Origin of the sequence: Thalassobaculum sp. (assembly GCF_965223715.1) — a bacterium.
Classification (GTDB): domain Bacteria; phylum Pseudomonadota; class Alphaproteobacteria; order Thalassobaculales; family Thalassobaculaceae; genus Thalassobaculum.
In genome coordinates this window covers 2,877,100-2,896,602 of sequence record NZ_OZ245012.1, presented here as the reverse complement: position 1 = coordinate 2,896,602, position 19,503 = coordinate 2,877,100, and the positions used below count along the sequence as shown (strand labels likewise).

Sequence of the window (19,503 nt, the reverse complement as noted above, 5' to 3'; positions counted from 1 at the left end):
CCCTCAATCGATGAACAGCCAGTGGGGCAGGGCGGTCACCAGCTCCGGCTGCGCCATGACGATGGCGACGCAGAGCATCTGCAGGATCACGAAGGGCACGATGCCCACATAGATCTGCCGCATGGTGATCGACGCCGGCGCCACCCCCTTGATGTAGAACAGCGACAGGCCCATCGGCGGCGTGAGGAACGAGGTCTGCAGGGTGATCGCCACCAGCACCGCGAACCAGTAGAGCACGTCGGCCTGGGCGATGTGCGGGCCGAAATCCAGCGGAGCGACGATCGGGCCGAAGATCGGGATGGCGATCAGCATGATCTCCAGCACGTCGAAGAAGAACCCCATCAGGAAGATCAGCGCGATCACCATGATCAGGATGCCCCAGGCGTCTAGGTTCGCCGCGTCGATCAGCAGCAGCACGATCTCGTCGCCGCCCAGGATCCGGAACACGAAGGCGAAGCTGGTGGCGCCGATGAACAGCACGAAGATCATGCCGACCGTCATCGCGGAGCGCCTCAGACTCTCGCGCAGGCGGCCGTCGCCGAGATTGCCCCGCAGCCAGGCCAGCAGCAGCGCGCCGCCCGCCCCGACGGCGGCGGACTCGGTGATGGTGGCAAGGCCGGAGAGCACCGAGCCCATGACCAGGAAGATCAGGATCGCCGGCGGGATGATCCCGCGCGCCAGCACGCCCCAGAATTCCATCGGATCGCGGTCCTCGGGCGGTGGCGGCAGGCGCGGGGCGGCCCCCTTCACCAGGAAGGCGTAGCCGGCGATGTAGAGCAGATAGAGGCCGGACAGCAGCAGGCCCGGCCAGATCACCGCGGCGAACAGGTAGCCGAAGGAGATCTGCATCATCTCGCTGAGGAACACGATCAGGATGCTGGGCGGGATGAGGATGCCGAGGGTGGATGAGGCGGCGATGGTGCCGAGCGCCAGGGACGGCCGGTATCCCGCCTTGAGCATGGTCGGCAGGGCGATCAGGGTGAGCATGATCACCGAGGCGCCGACCACGCCGGTGATGGCGGCGAAGATCACGCCCATCAGCGTCACCGCCAGCGCCATGCCGCCGGGTACGGGTCGAAGCAGGAGCTGCAGCGCCTCCAGCAGGTCCTGGGCGATGCGCGAGCGTTCCAGCATCACGCCCATGAACACGAAGAGCGGCACCGCGATGATCTGCAGGTTCTCCGCGATGCTCCACACCCGGGGCACGAAGACGAAGAACTCCGGGTAGGAGAACACGTCGAGCGCCATGCCGATGAAACCGAACAGGATCGCCGTCCCGCCCAGCGCGAACCCGATCGGGTAGCTGGTGAAGACGAGGCCCATCAATGTCAGGAACATGAAGAGCGGCAGCAGATCGATGATCAGATCGGTCAAGCGGGCTCCCGGGGCGACGACAGGCGTCGTGGATTAGGCCCGGTCCCGCATGATCCGGCAACCGGCTACGCGCGCCCGGTCCGGCATGCGGACCGCAACGGGTGGTCTCAGACCCGCCCGATCGGCCCGATGAAGGAATAGCCGACCGCATGGGCCGAGCGGATCGGAGCCTCCACCTCCATGGTCGCCTCGATCTTGCGGCGCAGCCGGCGGACGGTCTGGTCGACATAGCGGTGGTCGGGCAGGTCCACCGTCTTGCCGAGCCGCTCGGCGATCTCATAGCGCGAGACCGGCTCGCCCGGCCGCTCCGACAGGCAGTCCATCAGGATCGTCTCGGCATGGGTGAGCTGGATCGAGCGGCCGGCCGGATCGGCGAGCTTCCAGCCGGTCAGGTCGATCCGCCAGGCGGTCGGTTCGGACCCCTGCCCGGACCGCCGCAGGGTCGCCCGAATCGCCGCAAGCAGTTCGCCCAGATCGACCGGCTTCACCAGATACACGTTGGCTCCGGTCTCGTAGCCGAGGATCCGGTCCTCCGTCGCACCGCGGGCGGTCGCCATGATCAGCCCGATCTTCGGAGCGCGCCGATGCAGCTCGGTCGCGATCGCCACGCCGTCCTGCTCCGGCAGGCCGAGATCCAGGACCACGGCGTCCGGCGCCTCGGCCTCATAGAGCTGCCAGAACGCGTCGCCGTTCGCGGCCGTGCGCACGGCCAGGCCGGCTTCGGACAGATAGGCCGCGACCTCCTCGCGGAGCGGGGCTTCGTCTTCAACGACGATGACTGAGATGGGAGGGGCCTCGGGGGGAGAGGTCATGTCGGCACTTTCAGGCGGCAGGCAGGCGGATCGTGAAGCGGCTGCCGCCCGCCGGGGTGGAGCTGCAGGCGACGGACCCAGAATGGGCTTCCACGATCGTGCGCACCAGATGCAAACCGATACCCAAACCACCAATTCCGGCGGCATTCGTTGACCGGTAATGCCGCGCGAAGATCTCCTCGCGCTCCTGCTCCGGCACCCCGGGACCTTCGTCGGCGATGGCGATCTCCGCGCCTTCCGGCGTCGCGGCGACCGCGACCTCGACCGTGGATCCCTTCGGCGCGTATTTGAACGCGTTCTCCAGGATGTTGCTGACCGCCATCTCCAGCAGGCCCGGGTCGACGCTGGCCATCACCGGGTCGTCCGGCACCGTGACCACCACCCGCCGCCCGTCCGCCGCCGGGCGCATCAGCTCCACCAGACTGTCGACCAGACCGCTCAGGTCGACGTCGCGGGGCTGTAGCTGGATCTGCCCGTCGGCCACCCGCTCGTCCACCAGACAGGCATCCACCATGCGGCGCAGCCGGCCGGTCGCGGTCCGGATCTTCTCCAGGCGTTCCAGATCCTCCGGCGCCCGGGTGGCGAAGTTCTGGGCGGTGGCGTCGACGATGGCCAGCGGCGTGCGGAAATCATGACTGACCATGGCGACGAACTGCTGTTGCAGCCGGCGGGCATCGCGCTCGCGCCGGATCGCCTCGTCCAGTTCGGCCGTCCGGTCGGCGACCCGCTGCTCCAGCTCGGCCCGGTGGAGGCGGGCCGCCTCCAGGGCCTCGCGCTGGACTTGCTCCTTCTCGGCCTGCAACCGGCCGAACCGCCTGACCAGCATATAGGCGAAGACGATCATCTCGACCACGGAGCCGAGCTGGGGTCCGGTCAGGGTCAGGGTGTTGTTCGGCACCAGGCCGATATTGCGCAGGAAGGAGAGTCCGACCGCCGCGATCAGCGCGACCCAGGTGAGCATCAGCGCCAGGGCGGTGCGATCACCGCGGATGAGGGCGATCGCGGTGACGGTCAGCAGGATCGCGCCGGCCGGCAGCACCAGGTTGCTGACCAGCAGCGCGTACCAGATCGTGCCGCTCGCCGGCAGCACCACCCCGATGGCCGACAGCGCGAGGTTGAACACCGTGAAGGCATACAGCACCTGTCGGGCGATCTCCGGCAGCCGCGCCGAGGCGAGGAAGTGGTAGGCGATGGCCGAGGTGCCGAAGATGGTGACCGCCACGAACACCTGCGGGGTCAGATGCAGGGTCTGAGCGAGGTCGGGCCAGAGATATCCGGGCCCGGTGCCGTTGATCAGCAGCCAGACCATGCAATGGGCGACCAGGTTGACCACGTAGATCAGATAGATCCACTGCCGGGTATGGGCGAAGAGGCCGAGCGCTCCCAGACCGAGCACGGTGGCGATGCCGAGATAGAAGAGCTGGAGCGCGTAGAAATCCTTCTCTTCCTCCTGCAGCGGGCCGAGTTTGCGCAGGTTGACGTCCAGGGTCATGGTGCTGGTGGTCTCGCCGCGCAGCAGCAGGGCGGTGGTCCCGACCGGCAGGGCCAGCGGGGCCAGGTGGAAACGGCTGCGGATCTCGGTGACCCGTGGGACCATGTCGCCGAGGTCGAAGAGCGGCACCGGCGGCCCGCCGCCGGCCGGCAGGGCGAAGACCTGCAGGCGGTCGAAATTCGGCAGTTCAAGGCTGAAATACCAGCGTCCGGCGGCGGCCGGCGCCACGTCGAGGGTGACGCGGGCCCACAGCACGTCCTTGGTGAAATCTCGGCTGATGTTCCGGGTCCGGATCTCTGCATCTGGCGCTCGAAGGCGCTGCGCCGCTTCGGCGGGGGTCAGAGATCCGTCCGGATCGACAAGCTCGGCCCGCGGCAGAAGCGGTACCGTCGTCCGCGCACCGTCGACCGAAACGACCGGCTCCGCCCGGACGGTCGCCGCAGCCGCCATGGCCACGAGCAGGAGCATGGCCGCAGCGACCTGACGGATGCCGATCGCCCACGCGCCAGTCAGGCCGGGCGCGGCGCATTTCAGGTCTGTTGCGATCACTCTCGATCCAAGGCGCCGGCGAAAAAATCGCTCCGCCGACGCACGACTCCTAGGGGGCAGTATTGCCGAATATCATGGGGGAAGTCCGAATCCGGGAAAAATGAAAAAGATCAAACAATTATAGAAAATTTTATTCAATAGGATCAGCAAGGGGTGCGGGAACGGCCGCCCCGGTCCACCCGGAGCGGCTGTATGAAGTGTGTCCCGGCGTGTGATCAGGCGGTTGCCTTGTAGCCGGACCACTGCTCCTTGTCCGCCCGCAGGGCGCCGGTCGCCAGCCGCTTGCCGCTGTCCACCTCGAACAGATGGATGCGGGCCGGGTCGAAGGCGATGTCGACGGCCGTGCCGAAGACCGGCGGGGTCTTGTCGGTCGCGTGCATGATGATCTCGCGACCGCCCAGGCTGCCGTGGAACAGCCGGCCCATGCCGAGCTCCTCCAGGAAATCGAACTTGGCGGTCAGGCCGGAGCCGCCGGCGGCGGGGCCGTGGCGGATGTCCTCCGGCCGGATGCCCAGGGTCACCGGCTGGCCGGCTCGCGCCTGCGTCAGGGCGGCGGGGACGGGGACGTGCTGGCCGTCGGACAGCACCACATGCTGGCCGCTCTCGGTCACCTTTCCGGGCAGCAGGTTCATCGGCGGCGAGCCGATGAAGCCGGCGACGAAGGTGCTGGCCGGGCGGTCGTAGACGTCGTTCGGGGCACCGACCTGCTCGATGTTTCCCTGGTTCATGACGACCATCCGGTCGGCCAAGGTCATGGCCTCGATCTGGTCGTGGGTCACGAAGACCGAGGTGGCCGACAGGCGCTGGTGCAGGTGGCGGATCTCCAGGCGCATCTGCACCCGCAGCTTGGCGTCCAGGTTGGACAGCGGCTCGTCGAATAGGAAGACCTTGGGCTCGCGGATCATCGCCCGGCCCATGGCGACCCGCTGGCGCTGCCCGCCGGAGAGCTGGCCCGGTTTGCGGTCGAGATAGTCGGACAGGCCGATCGAGGCGGCCACGGCCTGTACCTTCGCCCGACGCTCCGCCTTGCCGATCCCCGCGATCTTCAGGGCGTAGCCGATATTCTCCGCCACGGTCATGTGCGGGTAGAGGGCGTAGTTCTGGAACACCATGGCGCAGCCGCGCTGGCGCGGCTCCAGCTCGTTGACCACCCGGCCACCGATGGCGATCTCGCCGCCGGAAATCGCCTCCAGCCCGGCGATCATCCGCAGCAGGGTGGACTTGCCGCAGCCGGACGGGCCCAGGATCACGACGAACTCGCCGTCGCGGATGTCGAGGTCGACGCCGTGGACGACCCGGGTGTCGCCATAGGATTTCTCGACCCGGCGGATGCTGATATCGGCCATGCCGCTCTCCTTAAGTGACTACTTGTCGGTGTTGATGAGGCCGCGCACGAACCAGCGCTGCATGAAGATGACGACCAGGACCGGCGGCACCATGACGATGAGGGTGCCGGCCATGGCCAGGTTCCAGTGCGGGATGCCGCCGCCGGTGGTGTTGGAGTCGGGCACGAGCTGGCCCAGTTCGACTGCCACCACGCCGTAGCTCGGGTCGGTGATGATCAGCAGCGGCCAGAGATACTGGTTCCAGGAATAGACGAACATGATGGTCGCCAGGGCGGCGATGTTGGTGCGCGACAGCGGGATCAGCACCTCCCACAGGAAGCGCAGCGGTCCGGCGCCGTCCATCTGCGCGGCCTCAACCAGCTCGTCCGGGATCGTCATGAAGAACTGCCGGTACAGGAACGTGCCGGTCGCCGTGGCGATCAGCGGCAGGATCAGGCCGGTGTAGGAATTGAGAAGGTTCCACTCGAGCGCGACCTCCACACCCGTCAGTGTGTTGATCAGCCAGGTCAGGCCGACCAGGTCGAGGATCTGCTGGAACGGCGACAGCGCGTTTGCCGCCACCGCATAGGTCGGCACGATCCGTACCTCCAGCGGCAGCATCAGGGTGATGAAGATCAGCCAGAAGATCAGCATCCGGAACCGGTGCTGGAAGAAGACGATGCCGAAGGCGGTGATGGCGGCGACCGTGATCTTGCCGACCACCACGCCGGTCGCGAGGATCAGAGTGTTGAGGAACTTCTGCCCGAAATCCGACTTCACCCAGGCTTCGGCCAGGTTGTCGAACAGGTGGGTGCCCGGCAGGAAGGTCGGGGGCACCCGGTTCACCTCGGGCAGGGTCTGGGTCGCCGCCACGAAGGTCAGGTAGAGCGGCACCAGCAGGGTCAGCAGGCCGGCCGCCAGGATGATCTGGGTGGCGATGTTCAGGCCGCGCGCGCGTTCGATCATGGTCCCGCCCTCAGGTGTAGTGGACGCGCCGCTCGATGTAGCGGAACTGGATGAAGGTGAGGCCCATGACCAACAGCATCAGGATGATCGACTGGGCGGCCGCGCCCGAATAGTCGAGGCCGCGGAACCCGTCCTCGTAGATCTTGAACACCATCAGGTCTGTCGCCCGGGCCGGGCCGCCGGCGGTCATGGTGTCGACGATGCCGAAGCTGTCGGTGAAGCTGTCGGTGATGTTGATGACCAGCAGGAAGAAGGCGGTGGGTGCGAGCAGCGGAAGCTGGAGGTCGCGCACCCGGCGCAGCACGCCGGCACCGTCCATGGCGCTGGCCTCGGTCAGGGAGCGCGGGATCGCCTGTAGCCCGGCGAGGAAGAAGATGAAGTTGTAGGCCACCTGCTTCCAGGCCCCGGCGAAGATCACCATGGCCAGCGCGTGGTCGCCGTTCATGATCGGATCCCAGATGCCGGGCCAGATCGCGTTCAGGTGCGACAGCAGGCCGGCGGAGGGATTGAAGATGAACCGGAAGGCGAGGCCGACGGCCGGGGCGGCCACCGCATAGGGCCAGATCAGGCCGACCCGGTAGAACCGGTAGCCGTCGAGCTGGCGGTCGGCGGCGAGTGCCAGGGTCAGCGCCATGCCCATGGACAGCAGGGTGGTGAAGAAGGCGAAGACGATGGAGACCAGGACCGAGTTCCAATAGTACTCGTCCGCGATGATGGTCTGGAAATTCTCCAGCCCGACCCACTGGTTCCCGCCGCCCCAGGGCTGCTCGAGGGTGAAGGCCCAGTACAGGGCCTGGGCGGTCGGCCAGTAGAAGAACACGAAGATGATGAGCAACTGGGGGGCGACCACGGCGGCGGCGATCCAGTTGTTCTTGAAATAGGCTCGGCGCATGGCGGCTGCTCACCCGATCTCGGAAAGAGGGAACGGCGGCCGCGTGGAACGGCCGCCGTCTGTGTCGGTCTCGGGAGGTCAGGGCAGGGACTTGCCCTTGTAGAGCCGGGCGAACTTGGTGATCGCCGCGTTGCCGCGCTCGACCGCCGCGTCCAGGGCCTCCTGAATGCTCTTCTTGTCGGCGAAGGCCGCCTCGATCTCGCCGCTCCACTCCTTGCGGACCTGGATGAAGCCGCCCAGGCGGATGCCGCGCGTCAGCGGTCCCGGCTCGGTATAGGTCAGCGACTCGATGGCGATCTCGCGGCCCTTGTACGGCGGGTTGTCGTAGAATCCGCTGTCCTTCAGGTTCTGGAAGCCGGTCTTGGTCACCGGGATATAGCCGGTGTTGGACGACCAGAAGCGCTCGCTCTCCGGGGTGGCGAGGAAGGAGAGATAGGCGGCGGCACCGCGGTACTCCTCTTCCGTCTTCTTCGACAGTACCCACAGCGACGCGCCGCCCACGACGGTGTTGTGGCGCTCGTAGCCCTCGTAGATCGGCAGCATCGCCACCGACCATTCCAGGTCCGGCTTGGCCACCGAATGCACGGTCGCGTGGCTGGCGATCGAGCCGAAATAGAACGAGCACTCGCCCTGGGCGAAGCTGTCGCGCGAGTTCAGGCCGCCCTGGGAGGTGCGGATCTGCAGCAGGCCGTCGTCCTTCCAGCGCTTCAGGTTCTGCATGTGCTGCACGTGAACCGTGGTGTTGAACACCAGCTCGCTGTCGAGGCCGTCATAGCCGTTGTTGTTGGTCGCGATCGGCACGTTGTGCGCCATGGAGAACTGCTCGAGATCGATCCAGCTGTCCGGGGCATAGGCGAACGGGCAGGCCTTGCCGCTGGCCTTCAGCTTCTCCAGGTCGGCGCCGAACTCCTCCCAGGTCGCCGGCGGCGTCTCCACCCCCGCCTTCTTCAGATCGGCGATGTTGTAGTACATCACGGCGGTGGAGGAGTTGAACGGCATGGAGAACAGCTCGCCCTTCGAGGAGGCGTAGTAGTTCGAGATGCCGGGGAAATAATTGTCCCAGTCGATGGTGATGTTGTAGTCCGCCATCATCTTCTGCACCGGGTAGAACTCGCCCGACATCATCAGGTCGGCGGTACCGGCGTCATAGGCCTGGACGATGGTCGGGTGCTTGCCGGCGCGGAACGCGGCGATCGAGTTCTGCACCGCCTGGGCGTAGCCGTCCTGGCCGACGCAGACGATCTCGAACTCGCTCTGGGACTGGTTGAACCGGTCGCAGGTCTGCTGGACGACCTCGCCCAGATGACCGCTCAGGCCGTACCAGTACTCGAACTTGATGGGCTCGGCCGAAGCCGGGCTCGCCGCCAGGGCGGCGAAGCCCGCGGCCGCGGCAATCATGGGAAGTCTCATGCGCCGTCTCCTTCTGAATGAAAACAGGAAGACATCGGCCAGGAAGACATCCCCCGCACCGATCCGTGGGCGTATCAGTGCCGCACGATCCGGAACGTTCGCGTGACGGACTGAAGAAGAGTCCGTGACGAAAGAGACTCAATTGCTACGGCTGCATGGACTTTTTGTTGTCGTCGGCCCTACTGGGCGAGACCGAGTTCTTCAAGGAACGCGGCGGAGCGCTGGATCTTGGACTTGTCCTTGATCTCGATGATCAGGCGCGGGTTGCTGGTGAGCTTGCCCAGCGCCGCAAACACTGCATGCCAGCGGATCGTACCCTCTCCCAGGCTCCAGTGCCGGTCGGCATAGCCGTCGGCATCCTGCAGATGGATATGCTCCAGCCGGTTGCCGGCGATGGTGACGTAATAGTCGACCGGCGGCGCCCCGGTGGAGCCGTGGGCGTAATGGGCATGGCCCGTGTCGATCGACACCGCCACCGACTTGGACTGGAAGCTGTCGGCGAGTTTCACCCGGTCGGACGGATCCACATCCTCGATATTCTCGATGACGATGGTGACGCCGATCTCCTCGGCCCGGGCGACCGCCTCGCGCATTGTGTCGTGGCAGTAGCCGATCAGCTTCTCGCGGGAGCCGGGCTGGTTGTCGTAGTTGTTGTGGCCCCAGGTCGTGAAGGGGCTGTGGGCGACCATCTGGGTTGCGCCGAGGGCTTCGCAGACCTCCAGTCCCTGCAGCAGGCGCTTGCGCACCACCGCCTGGATGTCCGGATCCTGGGAGCCGATGGTGAAGCCCCAGAATGGCCCGTGGATGCCGTGCCGGCCGGTATGGCCGTCGAGCAGGGTCCTGGCGCGATCGACCAGCGGCATCCAGTCGCCGTTGAGCACGGTGGCGTCGAAGAAATCCTGGAGCTCCAGGTCGCGCGGCTTCTCGAGCAGCCAGTCGCGGTTGGTTTCGACCACGCTCAGCGGCATGGCCGCGCCAAGGATCGGAAGATCGGACACGGTGGGAACTCCTGTATCGACGGAGGACGCCCGGGCCGTCTCGCGCCTTGAGTCGACGGGGCAGGGGCGTCCGGAAAGGGGGACTCGCGGCAGCCTATCCGCCCAGTGTTGCATCCCCGTGAAGTGTGCCGGTCGGAAATCTGAAGCTCCGATGACGGTCCCGCTCGGCGTCGAGGCCGATACGGCGGCGGCCGGAGATCGGACCGGGCACGGGCATTCGCCCGCACGAGAAAGCGGGGGAACAGATCGGAGGAGATCGGGGAAAATGGTGCCCAGGGGCGGATTTGAACCACCGACACGCGGATTTTCAATCCGCTGCTCTACCAACTGAGCTACCTGGGCGTCGCCGAAGCGAGACGGCGTATATAGCGGCCGCGATCCGGCCTGTCCAGCACGTCTCATCGGGAAATTTCACCCCACCGACCGGCCCCGTGTGGGGGCGTTGAAGTGACGGGGCCCCGCCCGTACATTGCCGGGACCATGCAGATCGCCGACGCTCTCCGCCTCGCCATCCGTCACTTCAACGCCGGTCAGGCGTCCGAAGGCACCGCCCTGTGCGAAGCCATCCTGGACGCCCAGCCGGACAACCCCGTGGCCGGGTGCCTGCTGGCCCGCGCCCGCATGCGGTCCGGTGACGCCGCCGAGGCACGCAGGCTGGTCGACCGGGCGAAACGGGCCGCCCCGGACTACCCGGCCGCCCTGGAACTGGATGCCCGGCTGCTCGACGAGGTCGAGGGCGCCGACCGGGACACGGTCGCCCGGGCCTATCGCCGGGCGTTGGCGGTGAACCCGGCCGCCTCTGCCCTCTGGTTCGCCTATGGCAACCTGTGCCAGGGCGCCTTCGGAGATGCCGAGGGCTCGCTTGCCCCGTACGCCCGCGCGCTGGCGGAGAAGCCGGGGGAGATCCCGGTGGCGATGAACCTGGCGACCGCCCGGCTCAAGCTGGGCGAGGCGGCAGCGGCGCTCGCCCTGTGCGAGGAGACCCTGGCGCGCCGGCCGACCCATATCCGTGCGCTGGCCCTCAAGACCACGGCGCTGTTCGATCTCGGCCGCCCGGAGCCGGCCGACGCGCTGACCGGATTCGGCACGCTGACCAAGCCGATGATGCTACCGGTGCCCCAGGGTTACGGGTCGCTGGAGGCGTTCAACGCCGATTTCGCCGCCGCCATCCGCTCCCATCCCCGGCGGCGCGACGACTACGACCCGAACAAGCGGGCGATCCGCGGCGGGTCCATCGTCACCGACCTGCTGAACCACGACCATCCTGCGATCCGAGGGTTCCACGCCGCCCTGGACGCCGCGATCGCCGCCTATGGCGACGCCCTGCCGACGCTGCCGGGCCACCCTCACATCGACGGACGGCCGCGCGGCTATGCCCTGGACGTCTGGGGCAACATCCTGCGCGCCGAGGGCCATCAGGACGGCCATATCCACAATCTCGGCTGGCTATCCGGCGTGTACTACGTGGAGATGCCCGACGTGCTGCGTGAGGACGACCCGGAACACGAGGGCTGGATCGAGTTCAACCATCCGGGTTACGGCATCCCCGATCGGGGCACGGCGACGGTCCACCGGGTCTGTCCGACGCCCGGTATGATCGTGCTGTTCCCGTCCTATGTCTGGCACCGCACGGTGCCATTCGACGGGGCCGGCGAGCGGATCTCCGTGGCCTTCGACCTGCACCCGCGATGAAGCCGCCCGCGAAGCCGGCGAGACGCCCGGTTCCGGTGGCCGGCGATGCGGCGGTGGCCGGGGCCCTGCAGCATGCCGGCATGCTGTTCCGCGCCCGCCGGTTTCAGGAGGCAGCCGATGCCTATCGCGAGGTGATCCGCCTCTATCCGAAGCTGCCGGACGTGCACAACAACCTGGGCGTGGCGCTGAAATCCGCCGGGCAGGTGGCCGAGGCCATCCCCTGTTTCCGCCGGGCGGTGCGTCTGAAGCCCGACTATCTGGCGGCCCATGCCAACCTCGCGGCCGCCCTGGAGACGACGGGGGACCCGCGCGGGGCACTCGACCATCGGATCGATGCCTGGCGGTTGGAGCCTGAGGCCTACGAGCCGCGCGAGGCGCTGATCCGCGCGCTGCGCCGCTGCCCCTATGACAAGGCCCATCCGGGCGCGCGGGCGGCCCTGTCGGCGCTGCAGGCCGATACCGATGTCGACCAGCAGGCCCTGTCCGACCCGGCCATCCGGCTCTGGGCCAGCCATCCGGCGATCCGGCGCGCACTGGAGACCGCGCAGGACGGCTTTCCCGACCGGCCGTCCGGTGCCGGGTTCAAACCTCTCACCACGTTCCTGGCCGACGAGCTGATCATCTCCGCCCTGTCCTGGTCGATCGTCGCCCATCCGGGGATGGAGGCTTGGCTGACCCGCACGCGGGCCTGGCTGCTCGACCATGCGGTGTCCGGCAATCTCGGCCGTGTCGATTCCGAATGGCTCGCCGCCATTGCCCTGCAGGCCCGGGCGGCGGAATGGGTGTGGTTCGAGACCGAGGAGGAGCGCGACCTGCTGATCCACCTCGCCGACCTTCAGGGCCGCGGTGTGGAAACCCCGCATCGGGCGCTGATCCGCGCCATGTATATGCCGCTCGAGACCGACCCCGAGATCGACGTGCTGTACCGCGAAGCCGGCGCCATGGAGGCGTCCGACACTTCGCCCCGGGCGCTGCTGCTGCGCCGGTCGCTGATCCATCCGCGCGAGGAATGGCGGCTGGGCGAGGAGGTCGCCGCCGCCGAGGTCACCGACGCGGTCTCCCGGGCGGTGCAGAGCCAGTACGAGGACAACCCCTATCCGCGCTGGCTCAGCCTGTCGCGCCGGCCGCGCACGACTATCAGCCGGCATCTGACCCAGGTGCTGGCCCTGCCGCAGCCGGTGCGGGTCGAGGAGACCCTGCCCCGGATCCTGATCGCCGGCTGCGGGACCGGGCGCCACGCCCTGCAGACCGCCCTGCGATACGAGAATGCCGAGGTTCTGGCGGTCGACCTGTCCCGCGCCTCGCTCGCCTATGCCCGTCGCATGGCGCGGGAACTCGGGGTGCGCAACATCCGCTTCGCCCAGGCCGACATCCTGGAGATGGATTCCATTCCCGAGCGGTTCGACCTCATCGAGAGTTCCGGGGTGCTGCATCATCTGGACGACCCGATGCGCGGCTGGCGGGTACTGCGCCGGCTGATGGCGCCGCGCGGGCTGATGCGGCTCGCCTTCTACAGCCGCCGCGCCCGACTGCCCTTCGAGGAGATCCGCAAAGGGTTGCCGGAGCGCGGCGAGCTGATGAATCGGGTGCGCGCGGTCCGCCAGCGTACCTACGGGCTGGCCGACGGCCATCCCGGGCGGGCCCTTCTGCGCTCGGCCGATTTCTATGCCGCGTCGGGCGTGCGGGACGCCCTGCTGCATACCTGCGAGCACACGGTGAGCCCGCTCTGGATCCGCGGCGCGCTGGAGGAGCTGGGGCTGCATTTCCTGGGGTTCGAGCTGCCGGATCCGGCGATCCTGGCGGAATACCGCCGGCGCAATCCGTCCGATCCGAGCGGCCTGGACCTGGAGGCCTGGGACACCTTCGAGCTCGACTACCCGGATGTCTTCCTCGGCATGTACCAGTTCTGGGCCCAGGCGGACGGGTAGGCTCGCCGGGGCCCTCACTCCTCTCTTCGTTTCCCCGGCCGCGCGCCGGGGCCCAGGGTGACGCTTACTGCGGCGGTGGGGGAGAAGATCGTCACCGTTCCATCGCGCTCACCTCTGAATCCCGGCTCAGGGCCGGGAAGACGGGGACGGGAGCGGGTGACCTGCCGGACCTTATTCCTCGCCCTTCTCCAGGCGGGCGACGAGGGCGTCCAACTCGCCTTCGTCGGGTACCTCCTCGCTCGGGATGCGGTACGTCTCGCCCAGCCAGCGGCCGAGATCGACCTGCTTGCAGCGCGGCGAGCAGAACGGGCGGACCTTCGCCTCGCTCGGCTTGCCGCAGATCGGGCATTTCAGCTTGCGTGCCTTGCCAATCGGGTGGATCTCGCCCATCAACCCTCGCCTGCTCTCTATCCGTCGCTGTCGATCACACAGTCCTGCGGGGCGAGCGTCGGGTCCGCGACCACCGTCAGCGCGCCGAGCCGCCGCCGCTCCGCGGCCACGATAAGCGCACCGGGTCCCTCGAGCCAACCGGCGACATCCGGTGGCAGGCGCAGTCGCGGCCGGGCGATGCCGCCGGCCTCCCGCCGCAACCGGTCCAGCGCCGCCCAGGCCCGCGCCCGTGCGGAGAGCCGGCGGTCGCCCGGCGGCGCCAGCATCTCGTGTGACAGCGGCCGGCGCGGCGACTCGCGCAAGCATTCGAGCATTCCCCCGGGCGTCCAGCCGAGCACCTGCCAGGAGGCCGGGTCCGGCGCCGCGGCTTCGGACAGGGCCGCTGAAACCCGCTCCCGGTCGGCGCGGCCGCGCATCCGCGGCGGGTCGATCAGCAGCGTGCCCCGCAACCCCCGCAGCCGGGCGATGGCTACGACACCCGCCACGGCCCGGCAGTTGGCCTGCACCAGCGCGTCGCCGCGCGGCGACCGGGCCAGGTTCACGTCGATCAGGCTCGCCGTCTCGCTCTCTTCAACGACCAGGGAAATCCCGTCGGCGACGGCGAGGTCCCTGGACAGGGCGCGCTCCAGCGCCTCTTCGCCGCCGGCATCGCGGAAGGCTGCGCCGCTCCGGTCGAGGAGGATCTCGGCCCCCGGCATGTGCGCGGCGGCCCGGTCGGCGAGGGACGACGGCGGCAGCAGCCAGCACGGCGGCGCCTCGCGCTCCGCCCGGTCGCAGATCATGCGCCAGAGATCGACGAGCCGGACGGCCTCCGCCGCCAGCGCCTCCACGGGACGGTCGGCTCCTTCGCTGCGGATCATCGCGCCAATGTCCGCCGGCAGCACCGGCTCCACGGCGGTGCGGATCGCGGCGCGGCGACCCTTGGCCTTGATGCTCGAGGCGATGCCCAGTTCCGGCTGGAACGGCGTGAGCACCACGCCATCGCCGGCCAGTTCCACCCGGCGGCGCAGGACCGACCGTTTGCCGCCGGAGCCGTCGCCGGTGACCTGGACGACAAGCTTCTCGCCGTCATTGGCCCGGCCGTCGCGCAGGTAGCCGGAGCCGGTGGGCAGCTCGGCGACCGACGCGCCGCCGGCCGTGCGGGCGGTGACCAGGGCGATGCCGCCGATCAGGCTGGGGCGGTCGTCGCCCTCGACCCAGATCTCGACGATCTCGCCGTCCTGAAGGAAGAGGGCCCGGGTCACGCCAGGCGCGGTGTGAAGGATGACCTGCCGGCCGGCGCTCACGCCGGAGCCTCGTCCACCGCGGGGACATGGGCGAAGCCGAGGCCGCTCAGCAGCGTGTAGGTCTCCGCCAGGGCCAGGCCGACCACGTTGGAATAGGAGCCGTTGAGGAAGTCCACATAGGCGGCCGCGAGCCCTTGGACCGCGTAACCGCCGGCCTTGCCCGACCAATCCCCCGAGGCGAGGTAGGCCGCCATCTCGGCGTCGGACAGCCGCTTGAAGCCGACCCGCGTCTCCACCACCCGTTCATGGGGGCGGCCTGCCGGGTCGATCACGCAGATGCCGCCCAGCACCCGATGGCGCCGGCCGGACAGCAGGGACAGGCAGCGCCGGGCCTCCGCCGCGTTCTCCGCCTTGGGCAGGATGCGGCGGCCGCAGGCGACCACCGTATCGGCGGCCAGCACGAAACAACCCTTATGGCGCGGGGCGACGGCCTCGGCCTTGGCCCGGGCCATGCGCGCGGCATAGGGACGGGGCTTCTCGGCGGGATGGGGGGTCTCGTCCGCCTCGGCCGGGTCCACCCGGTCGGGCACAAGCCCGATCTGCGCCAGCAGGTCGCTGCGGCGGGGAGAGGCGGAGGCGAGGATGAACGGAGCGCCCTCAGGCGGACGCAAGACCAGTGGGGCGGTCATCGGTCGGACCGGCCCTGACCGGTTACTTGAACCGGAAAGTGATCCGACCCTTGCTCAGGTCGTACGGGGTCATCTCGACATTGACCCGGTCGCCGGCCAGCACGCGAATACGGTTCTTGCGCATCTTGCCGCTGGTATGGGCGAGAACTTCGTGGTCGTTATCCAGCTTCACGCGGAACATCGCGTTCGGCAGCAGTTCGGCAACAGTGCCGGAAAACTCGATCATGTCTTCTTTTGCCATTATCGCTCCTTGTCGCGGTTTTGAGCGTGCCTTAAGTGCGGGTGCCGGGGTCAAAGGTCAAGTTGTTTTCCCGAACCGCACCCGCCACCCTGGCGCATCAGACAGTCTACACCGGGACGGGTGAACGATGCCTGAACGTCTTCGCCTGAGCCGGCGGTCCGGCTGGCGCCTGCCGCCGGGCGCGCGCAGCGTCGCACGGCCGCATCTCTTTGGTAACCCGTTCACGCCGCAGTGGTTCCGGTCGCGCGGCGGCACCGGCGACTGGCGCCCGCCGGTGGTCGCCGCCTTCCGCGCCTGGCTGGCCGGCACCGACCACCGGGAGTTCGAGCAGAGGCGGCGGGCCGAGGTCCTGTCCCGGCTGCACGAGCTGCGCGGCCTGCACCTGGCCTGCTGGTGCCCGCTGGACGGGCCGTGCCATGCGGATGTGCTGTTGGAGGCGGCGAACAACATCCCGTCGTCCTGACGCAAGTCAGGACCAAGCCCCGCCCCAGCCGTCATCCTGACGCACGTCAGGATCAAGCCACGGGCGCTTTCCGAGCGTTGATCCTGATTTGCATCAGGATGACGGTAGGGTTAGTCCAGATACGCGAACCGCGCCTTGATCCGCTCCACCAGGCTGTCGCGCACCGCCCGGTAGGCGTCGAGCCGGGTCTGCCGGTTGCCCTCGATCACCGTCGCGTCCAGGGTCGGCCAGTATTCGATGTCGCAGGCCATGGTCCGGGTCAGCTCGATCGCGCGGTGCTGGGCCTCCGGCGAGAGCGAGATGATGACGTCGAAGAACCCGTCCTCCAGCATGTCGAAGCTCTTCGGCCTGTGGCGGCCCATGTCGATGCCGATCTCGTTCATGACCTCGATCACGAAGGGGTCGAGTTCGCCGCGCCCGACACCGCAGGAATCGACATAGATCCGCGTCCCGGCCATGGCCTTCAGAATGCCTTCGGCCATCGGCGAGCGCACCGCGTTCATGCTGCAGGCGAAGAGCACGGCGCTGGGCTGCTGGATTGTGGCGAAGGGATCCGTCAAGGCCACCAGCTCATCCCCGGATATGCAGGACGCAGACCAGCGTGAACAGGCGCCGGGCAGTGGGATGGTCGATCGCGATGCGGCCTTCCAGCTTGTCGCGCAGCATCTGGGAGCCTTCGTTGTGCAGACCCCGGCGGCCCATGTCGATCGCCTCGATCTGCGACGGTGAGAGCCGCTTGATGGCGTCGTAGTAGCTTTCGCAGATCTGGAAGTAATCCTTCACCACCCGGCGGAACGGCGCCAGGTGAAGCTGGACCTGGGTCAGCGGCGCGTCTGTCGTGTCCCGGATGTCGAAGACCAGCCGGTTCTCCTCGACGGAGAGCCGCAGATGGTAGGGTCCGGCGCCGGCGTCGTGCGGGCGGAAGCGGTTGTCCTCCAGCAGATCGTAGACGGCGATCGCGCGCTCCTGCTCGACCTCGGCGCTGCGGCGGACCACTTTGCGCTCGTCGAGGGAGATATGCACGATCCGCGCGTCATCGCCGGTGGGATCCAGCGGCGCGCTGTCGGAGCCGTCTCCCGACATGCGCCCTCCTTAGCAGTTCAGCTCAGCGCCGGTTCAGTCGAACCGCGATCGAACGCGCATGCGCGTCCAGACCTTCCATTTCCGCCAGTCTAATCGCTGCGGGCCCCACCGCGCCAAGCCCCTGCGCATCGGCGGCCACGGTCGTGGTGCGTTTCATGAAGTCGAGCACGCCCAGACCGGAGGAGAACCGGGCCGTGCGCGCCGTCGGCAGCACGTGGTTCGGACCGGCGACATAGTCGCCCACCGCCTCCGGCGTGAACCGGCCGAGGAAGATCGCGCCGGCATGGCGGATGCGGTTCGACAGGGCGTCCGGATCCTCGACCGCCAGTTCCAGGTGCTCCGGCGCCAGCCGGTCCACCAGCGGCGGAACCTCGTCCATGGAGTTGGCGACGATCACCGCCCCATGGGTGCGCCAGCTCTCCGCGGCGATCTCGGTGCGCGGCAGGGTGGCCAGATGGTCGTCCACGGCGGCGACCACCGCATCGGCGAACCCCGCGTCGTCGGTGATCAGGATGGCCTGGGCCGCGGTGTCGTGCTCGGCCTGGCTCAGCAGGTCGATGGCGATCCAGGACGGATCGTTGTCGGCATCGGCGACCACCAGGATCTCCGACGGGCCGGCGATGCTGTCGATCCCGACCTTGCCGAAGACATGACGCTTGGCGGCGGCGACATAGGCGTTGCCCGGGCCGACGATCTTGTCGACCTTGGCGATGCTCTGGGTCCCGTAGGCCAGTGCCGCGACCGCCTGGGCCCCGCCGATCCGCCAGATCTCGGTGATCCCGGCGACCCGGGCGGCGGCCAGCACGAGATCGTTGACCACCCCGTCGGGGGTCGGCACGACCATCACCCGGCGCGACACGCCCGCGACCTTGGCCGGCAGGGCATTCATCAGCACGGAAGAGGGATAGGCGGCGGTCCCGCCCGGCACGTAGAGGCCGACCGCGTCGATCGAGGTCCAGCGCATGCCCAGGCGCAGGCCGGCTGGATCGTTGACCTCGAAATCGGTGGGAAGCTGGCGGGCGTGGAAGCTCTCGATCCGCTCGGCGGCCAGTTCCAGGACGGCGCGGGTCTCCGGATCGATCCGGGCCACAGCGGCCTCGATCTCGGCCGGGCCGATCGCCAGCCCGGTCTCCGCCGGGTCGAACCGGTCGAAGCGGCGCGTGTAGCCGATCAGGGCCGCGTCGCCGCCCTCGATCACCGCGGCGATGATCGCGGCGACGACATCGCCGACCTCGGCCTCGGTCTCCCGCTTGGAGTTGACCAGCTCTTCGAACGCGTCGGCGAAGCCGGCATCCCCGGTCGCCAGCCTACGCGGCACGGGCGGCCTCCCGGAAGCGGCCGATCAGGTCGTTCACCGGGCCGGGGCGGGTCTTCAGCGCGGTGCGGTTCACGGCCAGACGGGCGCTGACATCGGCGATCCGGTCGATCTCCACCAGCCCGTTGGCCTTCAGGGTCGAGCCGGTCTGCACCAGGTCGACGATGCGGCGGCACAGGCCCAGATTCGGGGCCAGCTCCAGCGCGCCGTTCAGCTTGATGCACTCGGCCTGCACGCCACGCCGGGCGAAATAGCGGCGGGTGACGTTCGGATACTTGGTCGCCACGCGCAGGTGCGACCAGCGCTGCGGGTCCTCGTTCGCGGCCAAGTCGGCCGGGGCGGCGACCGCCAGGTGGCAATGGCCGACATCCAGGTTCACCGGGGCATAGATCTCCGGGTGGTCGAACTCCATCAGCACATCCGAGCCGGACACCGCCAGATGGGCGGCACCAAAGGCCAGGAAGGTGGCGGTGTCGAAGCTGCGCACCCGGATGATGTCCAGGTTCGGATCGGAGGTGGCGAACTGGAGCTGACGCGCGTCCTCGTCGAAGAACGCGTCCTCCGGCTCGACCCCGGCCCGCGCCATCAGCGGTGCGATCGCCTTCAGGATCCGGCCCTTGGGCACGGCCAATACAAGCTTATCGTTCGCGTTCACGAG

General features: G+C 68.3%; 19 protein-coding genes and 1 tRNA gene. 3 read left to right on the top strand and 17 right to left on the bottom strand.

The features are described 5' to 3' along the window. Nucleotides 1-3 precede the first annotated feature (3 nt). The 9 genes from ACOQOP_RS13315 to ACOQOP_RS13275 all read right to left on the bottom strand — a co-directional run bounded on the left by ACOQOP_RS13315 (nt 4) and on the right by ACOQOP_RS13275 (nt 10,160). Entirely contained in the window at nt 4-1,374 is a 1,371-nt protein-coding gene (locus ACOQOP_RS13315; protein WP_420562287.1) for a TRAP transporter large permease, read from the bottom strand. 107 nt (nt 1,375-1,481) lie between these two features. Further along, on the bottom strand, nt 1,482-2,186 hold the full coding sequence (locus ACOQOP_RS13310; protein WP_420562286.1) for a response regulator transcription factor: 705 nt from the start codon (nt 2,184-2,186) through the stop codon (nt 1,482-1,484). A gap of 10 nt (nt 2,187-2,196) precedes the next feature. Beyond that, the gene (locus ACOQOP_RS13305) at nt 2,197-4,227 is read right to left on the bottom strand and encodes an ATP-binding protein (protein WP_420562285.1); all 2,031 of its coding nucleotides are present in this window, start codon (nt 4,225-4,227) and stop codon (nt 2,197-2,199) included. A 215-nt stretch (nt 4,228-4,442) separates the two neighbouring features. Then, nucleotides 4,443-5,573, bottom strand: a complete 1,131-nt coding sequence (locus ACOQOP_RS13300; protein ID WP_420562284.1) for an ABC transporter ATP-binding protein — start codon at nt 5,571-5,573, stop codon at nt 4,443-4,445. An 18-nt stretch (nt 5,574-5,591) separates the two neighbouring features. Continuing rightward, a complete protein-coding gene (locus ACOQOP_RS13295) occupies nt 5,592-6,518 on the bottom strand; it encodes an ABC transporter permease subunit (protein ID WP_420562283.1) in 927 nt (308 codons plus the stop codon). A gap of 10 nt (nt 6,519-6,528) precedes the next feature. Continuing rightward, on the bottom strand, nt 6,529-7,410 hold the full coding sequence (locus ACOQOP_RS13290) for an ABC transporter permease subunit (protein WP_420562282.1): 882 nt from the start codon (nt 7,408-7,410) through the stop codon (nt 6,529-6,531). A gap of 78 nt (nt 7,411-7,488) precedes the next feature. Next, nucleotides 7,489-8,820, bottom strand: coding sequence for an extracellular solute-binding protein (locus ACOQOP_RS13285; RefSeq protein WP_420562281.1), 1,332 nt, complete (start codon nt 8,818-8,820; stop codon nt 7,489-7,491). 179 nt (nt 8,821-8,999) lie between these two features. Beyond that, on the bottom strand, nt 9,000-9,818 hold the full coding sequence (locus ACOQOP_RS13280) for a sugar phosphate isomerase/epimerase family protein (RefSeq protein WP_420562280.1): 819 nt from the start codon (nt 9,816-9,818) through the stop codon (nt 9,000-9,002). Between the two features lie 266 nt (nt 9,819-10,084). Further along, nucleotides 10,085-10,160: transfer RNA gene (locus tag ACOQOP_RS13275), tRNA-Phe, on the bottom strand. A gap of 105 nt (nt 10,161-10,265) precedes the next feature. On the opposite strand from ACOQOP_RS13275, the gene ACOQOP_RS13270 reads away from it, so the two are divergent. Together ACOQOP_RS13270 and ACOQOP_RS13265 are read left to right on the top strand one after the other, a co-directional pair. Continuing rightward, entirely contained in the window at nt 10,266-11,510 is a 1,245-nt protein-coding gene (locus ACOQOP_RS13270; protein WP_420562279.1) for a putative 2OG-Fe(II) oxygenase, read from the top strand. A gap of 35 nt (nt 11,511-11,545) precedes the next feature. Next, nucleotides 11,546-13,438 carry a methyltransferase domain-containing protein gene (locus ACOQOP_RS13265; protein ID WP_420562278.1) on the top strand — a complete coding sequence of 631 codons (1,893 nt, stop codon included), beginning with the start codon at nt 11,546-11,548 and terminating at the stop codon, nt 13,436-13,438. Between the two features lie 171 nt (nt 13,439-13,609). On the opposite strand, the gene ACOQOP_RS13260 is transcribed toward ACOQOP_RS13265, so the two are convergent. From ACOQOP_RS13260 to infA, 4 genes are read right to left on the bottom strand one after another with little or no spacing between them, the layout of a single operon-like run. Beyond that, nucleotides 13,610-13,828, bottom strand: a complete 219-nt coding sequence (locus ACOQOP_RS13260) for a DNA gyrase inhibitor YacG (RefSeq protein WP_420562277.1) — start codon at nt 13,826-13,828, stop codon at nt 13,610-13,612. 17 nt (nt 13,829-13,845) lie between these two features. Next, nucleotides 13,846-15,114: a ribonuclease E/G gene (locus ACOQOP_RS13255; RefSeq protein WP_420562276.1), complete on the bottom strand. Its 1,269-nt coding sequence runs from the start codon at nt 15,112-15,114 to the stop codon at nt 13,846-13,848. Continuing rightward, nucleotides 15,111-15,743: a Maf family protein gene (locus ACOQOP_RS13250; RefSeq protein WP_420562275.1), complete on the bottom strand. Its 633-nt coding sequence runs from the start codon at nt 15,741-15,743 to the stop codon at nt 15,111-15,113. The genes ACOQOP_RS13255 and ACOQOP_RS13250 overlap by 4 nt, the downstream gene beginning before the upstream one ends. A 22-nt stretch (nt 15,744-15,765) precedes the next feature. After that, nucleotides 15,766-15,984: a translation initiation factor IF-1 gene (infA, locus tag ACOQOP_RS13245; protein ID WP_028795326.1), complete on the bottom strand. Its 219-nt coding sequence runs from the start codon at nt 15,982-15,984 to the stop codon at nt 15,766-15,768. Between the two features lie 127 nt (nt 15,985-16,111). Here infA and ACOQOP_RS13240 point away from each other — a divergent pair, with 127 nt between their 5' ends. Beyond that, nucleotides 16,112-16,447: a DUF4326 domain-containing protein gene (locus ACOQOP_RS13240; protein ID WP_420562274.1), complete on the top strand. Its 336-nt coding sequence runs from the start codon at nt 16,112-16,114 to the stop codon at nt 16,445-16,447. A 110-nt stretch (nt 16,448-16,557) separates the two neighbouring features. On the opposite strand, the gene ACOQOP_RS13235 is transcribed toward ACOQOP_RS13240, so the two are convergent. From ACOQOP_RS13235 to hisG, 4 genes are all read right to left on the bottom strand, one after another. Continuing rightward, nucleotides 16,558-16,950, bottom strand: coding sequence for a low molecular weight phosphatase family protein (locus tag ACOQOP_RS13235; protein ID WP_420566531.1), 393 nt, complete (start codon nt 16,948-16,950; stop codon nt 16,558-16,560). 67 nt (nt 16,951-17,017) lie between these two features. Next, nucleotides 17,018-17,530, bottom strand: coding sequence for a UPF0262 family protein (locus tag ACOQOP_RS13230; RefSeq protein ID WP_420562273.1), 513 nt, complete (start codon nt 17,528-17,530; stop codon nt 17,018-17,020). A gap of 22 nt (nt 17,531-17,552) precedes the next feature. Then, on the bottom strand, nt 17,553-18,848 hold the full coding sequence (hisD, locus tag ACOQOP_RS13225; RefSeq protein WP_420562272.1) for a histidinol dehydrogenase: 1,296 nt from the start codon (nt 18,846-18,848) through the stop codon (nt 17,553-17,555). Further along, nucleotides 18,838-19,500, bottom strand: a complete 663-nt coding sequence (hisG, locus tag ACOQOP_RS13220; RefSeq protein ID WP_322332455.1) for an ATP phosphoribosyltransferase — start codon at nt 19,498-19,500, stop codon at nt 18,838-18,840. The genes hisD and hisG overlap by 11 nt, the downstream gene beginning before the upstream one ends. Nucleotides 19,501-19,503: the final 3 nt, after the last annotated feature.

Bases quoted from the DNA above. Each gene is read 5' to 3' on its own strand.
- ACOQOP_RS13310 (WP_420562286.1), bottom strand. From the start codon at position 2,186: ATGACCTCTCCCCCCGAGGCCCCTCCCATCTCAGTCATCGTCGTTGAA.
- ACOQOP_RS13300 (WP_420562284.1), bottom strand. From the start codon at position 5,573: ATGGCCGATATCAGCATCCGCCGGGTCGAGAAATCCTATGGCGACACC.
- ACOQOP_RS13295 (WP_420562283.1), bottom strand. From the start codon at position 6,518: ATGATCGAACGCGCGCGCGGCCTGAACATCGCCACCCAGATCATCCTG.
- ACOQOP_RS13290 (WP_420562282.1), bottom strand. From the start codon at position 7,410: ATGCGCCGAGCCTATTTCAAGAACAACTGGATCGCCGCCGCCGTGGTC.
- ACOQOP_RS13285 (WP_420562281.1), bottom strand. From the start codon at position 8,820: ATGAGACTTCCCATGATTGCCGCGGCCGCGGGCTTCGCCGCCCTGGCG.
- ACOQOP_RS13260 (WP_420562277.1), bottom strand. From the start codon at position 13,828: ATGGGCGAGATCCACCCGATTGGCAAGGCACGCAAGCTGAAATGCCCG.
- ACOQOP_RS13250 (WP_420562275.1), bottom strand. From the start codon at position 15,743: ATGACCGCCCCACTGGTCTTGCGTCCGCCTGAGGGCGCTCCGTTCATC.
- infA (WP_028795326.1), bottom strand. From the start codon at position 15,984: ATGGCAAAAGAAGACATGATCGAGTTTTCCGGCACTGTTGCCGAACTG.
- ACOQOP_RS13240 (WP_420562274.1), top strand. From the start codon at position 16,112: ATGCCTGAACGTCTTCGCCTGAGCCGGCGGTCCGGCTGGCGCCTGCCG.
- ACOQOP_RS13235 (WP_420566531.1), bottom strand. From the start codon at position 16,950: ATGAACGCGGTGCGCTCGCCGATGGCCGAAGGCATTCTGAAGGCCATG.
- ACOQOP_RS13230 (WP_420562273.1), bottom strand. From the start codon at position 17,530: ATGTCGGGAGACGGCTCCGACAGCGCGCCGCTGGATCCCACCGGCGAT.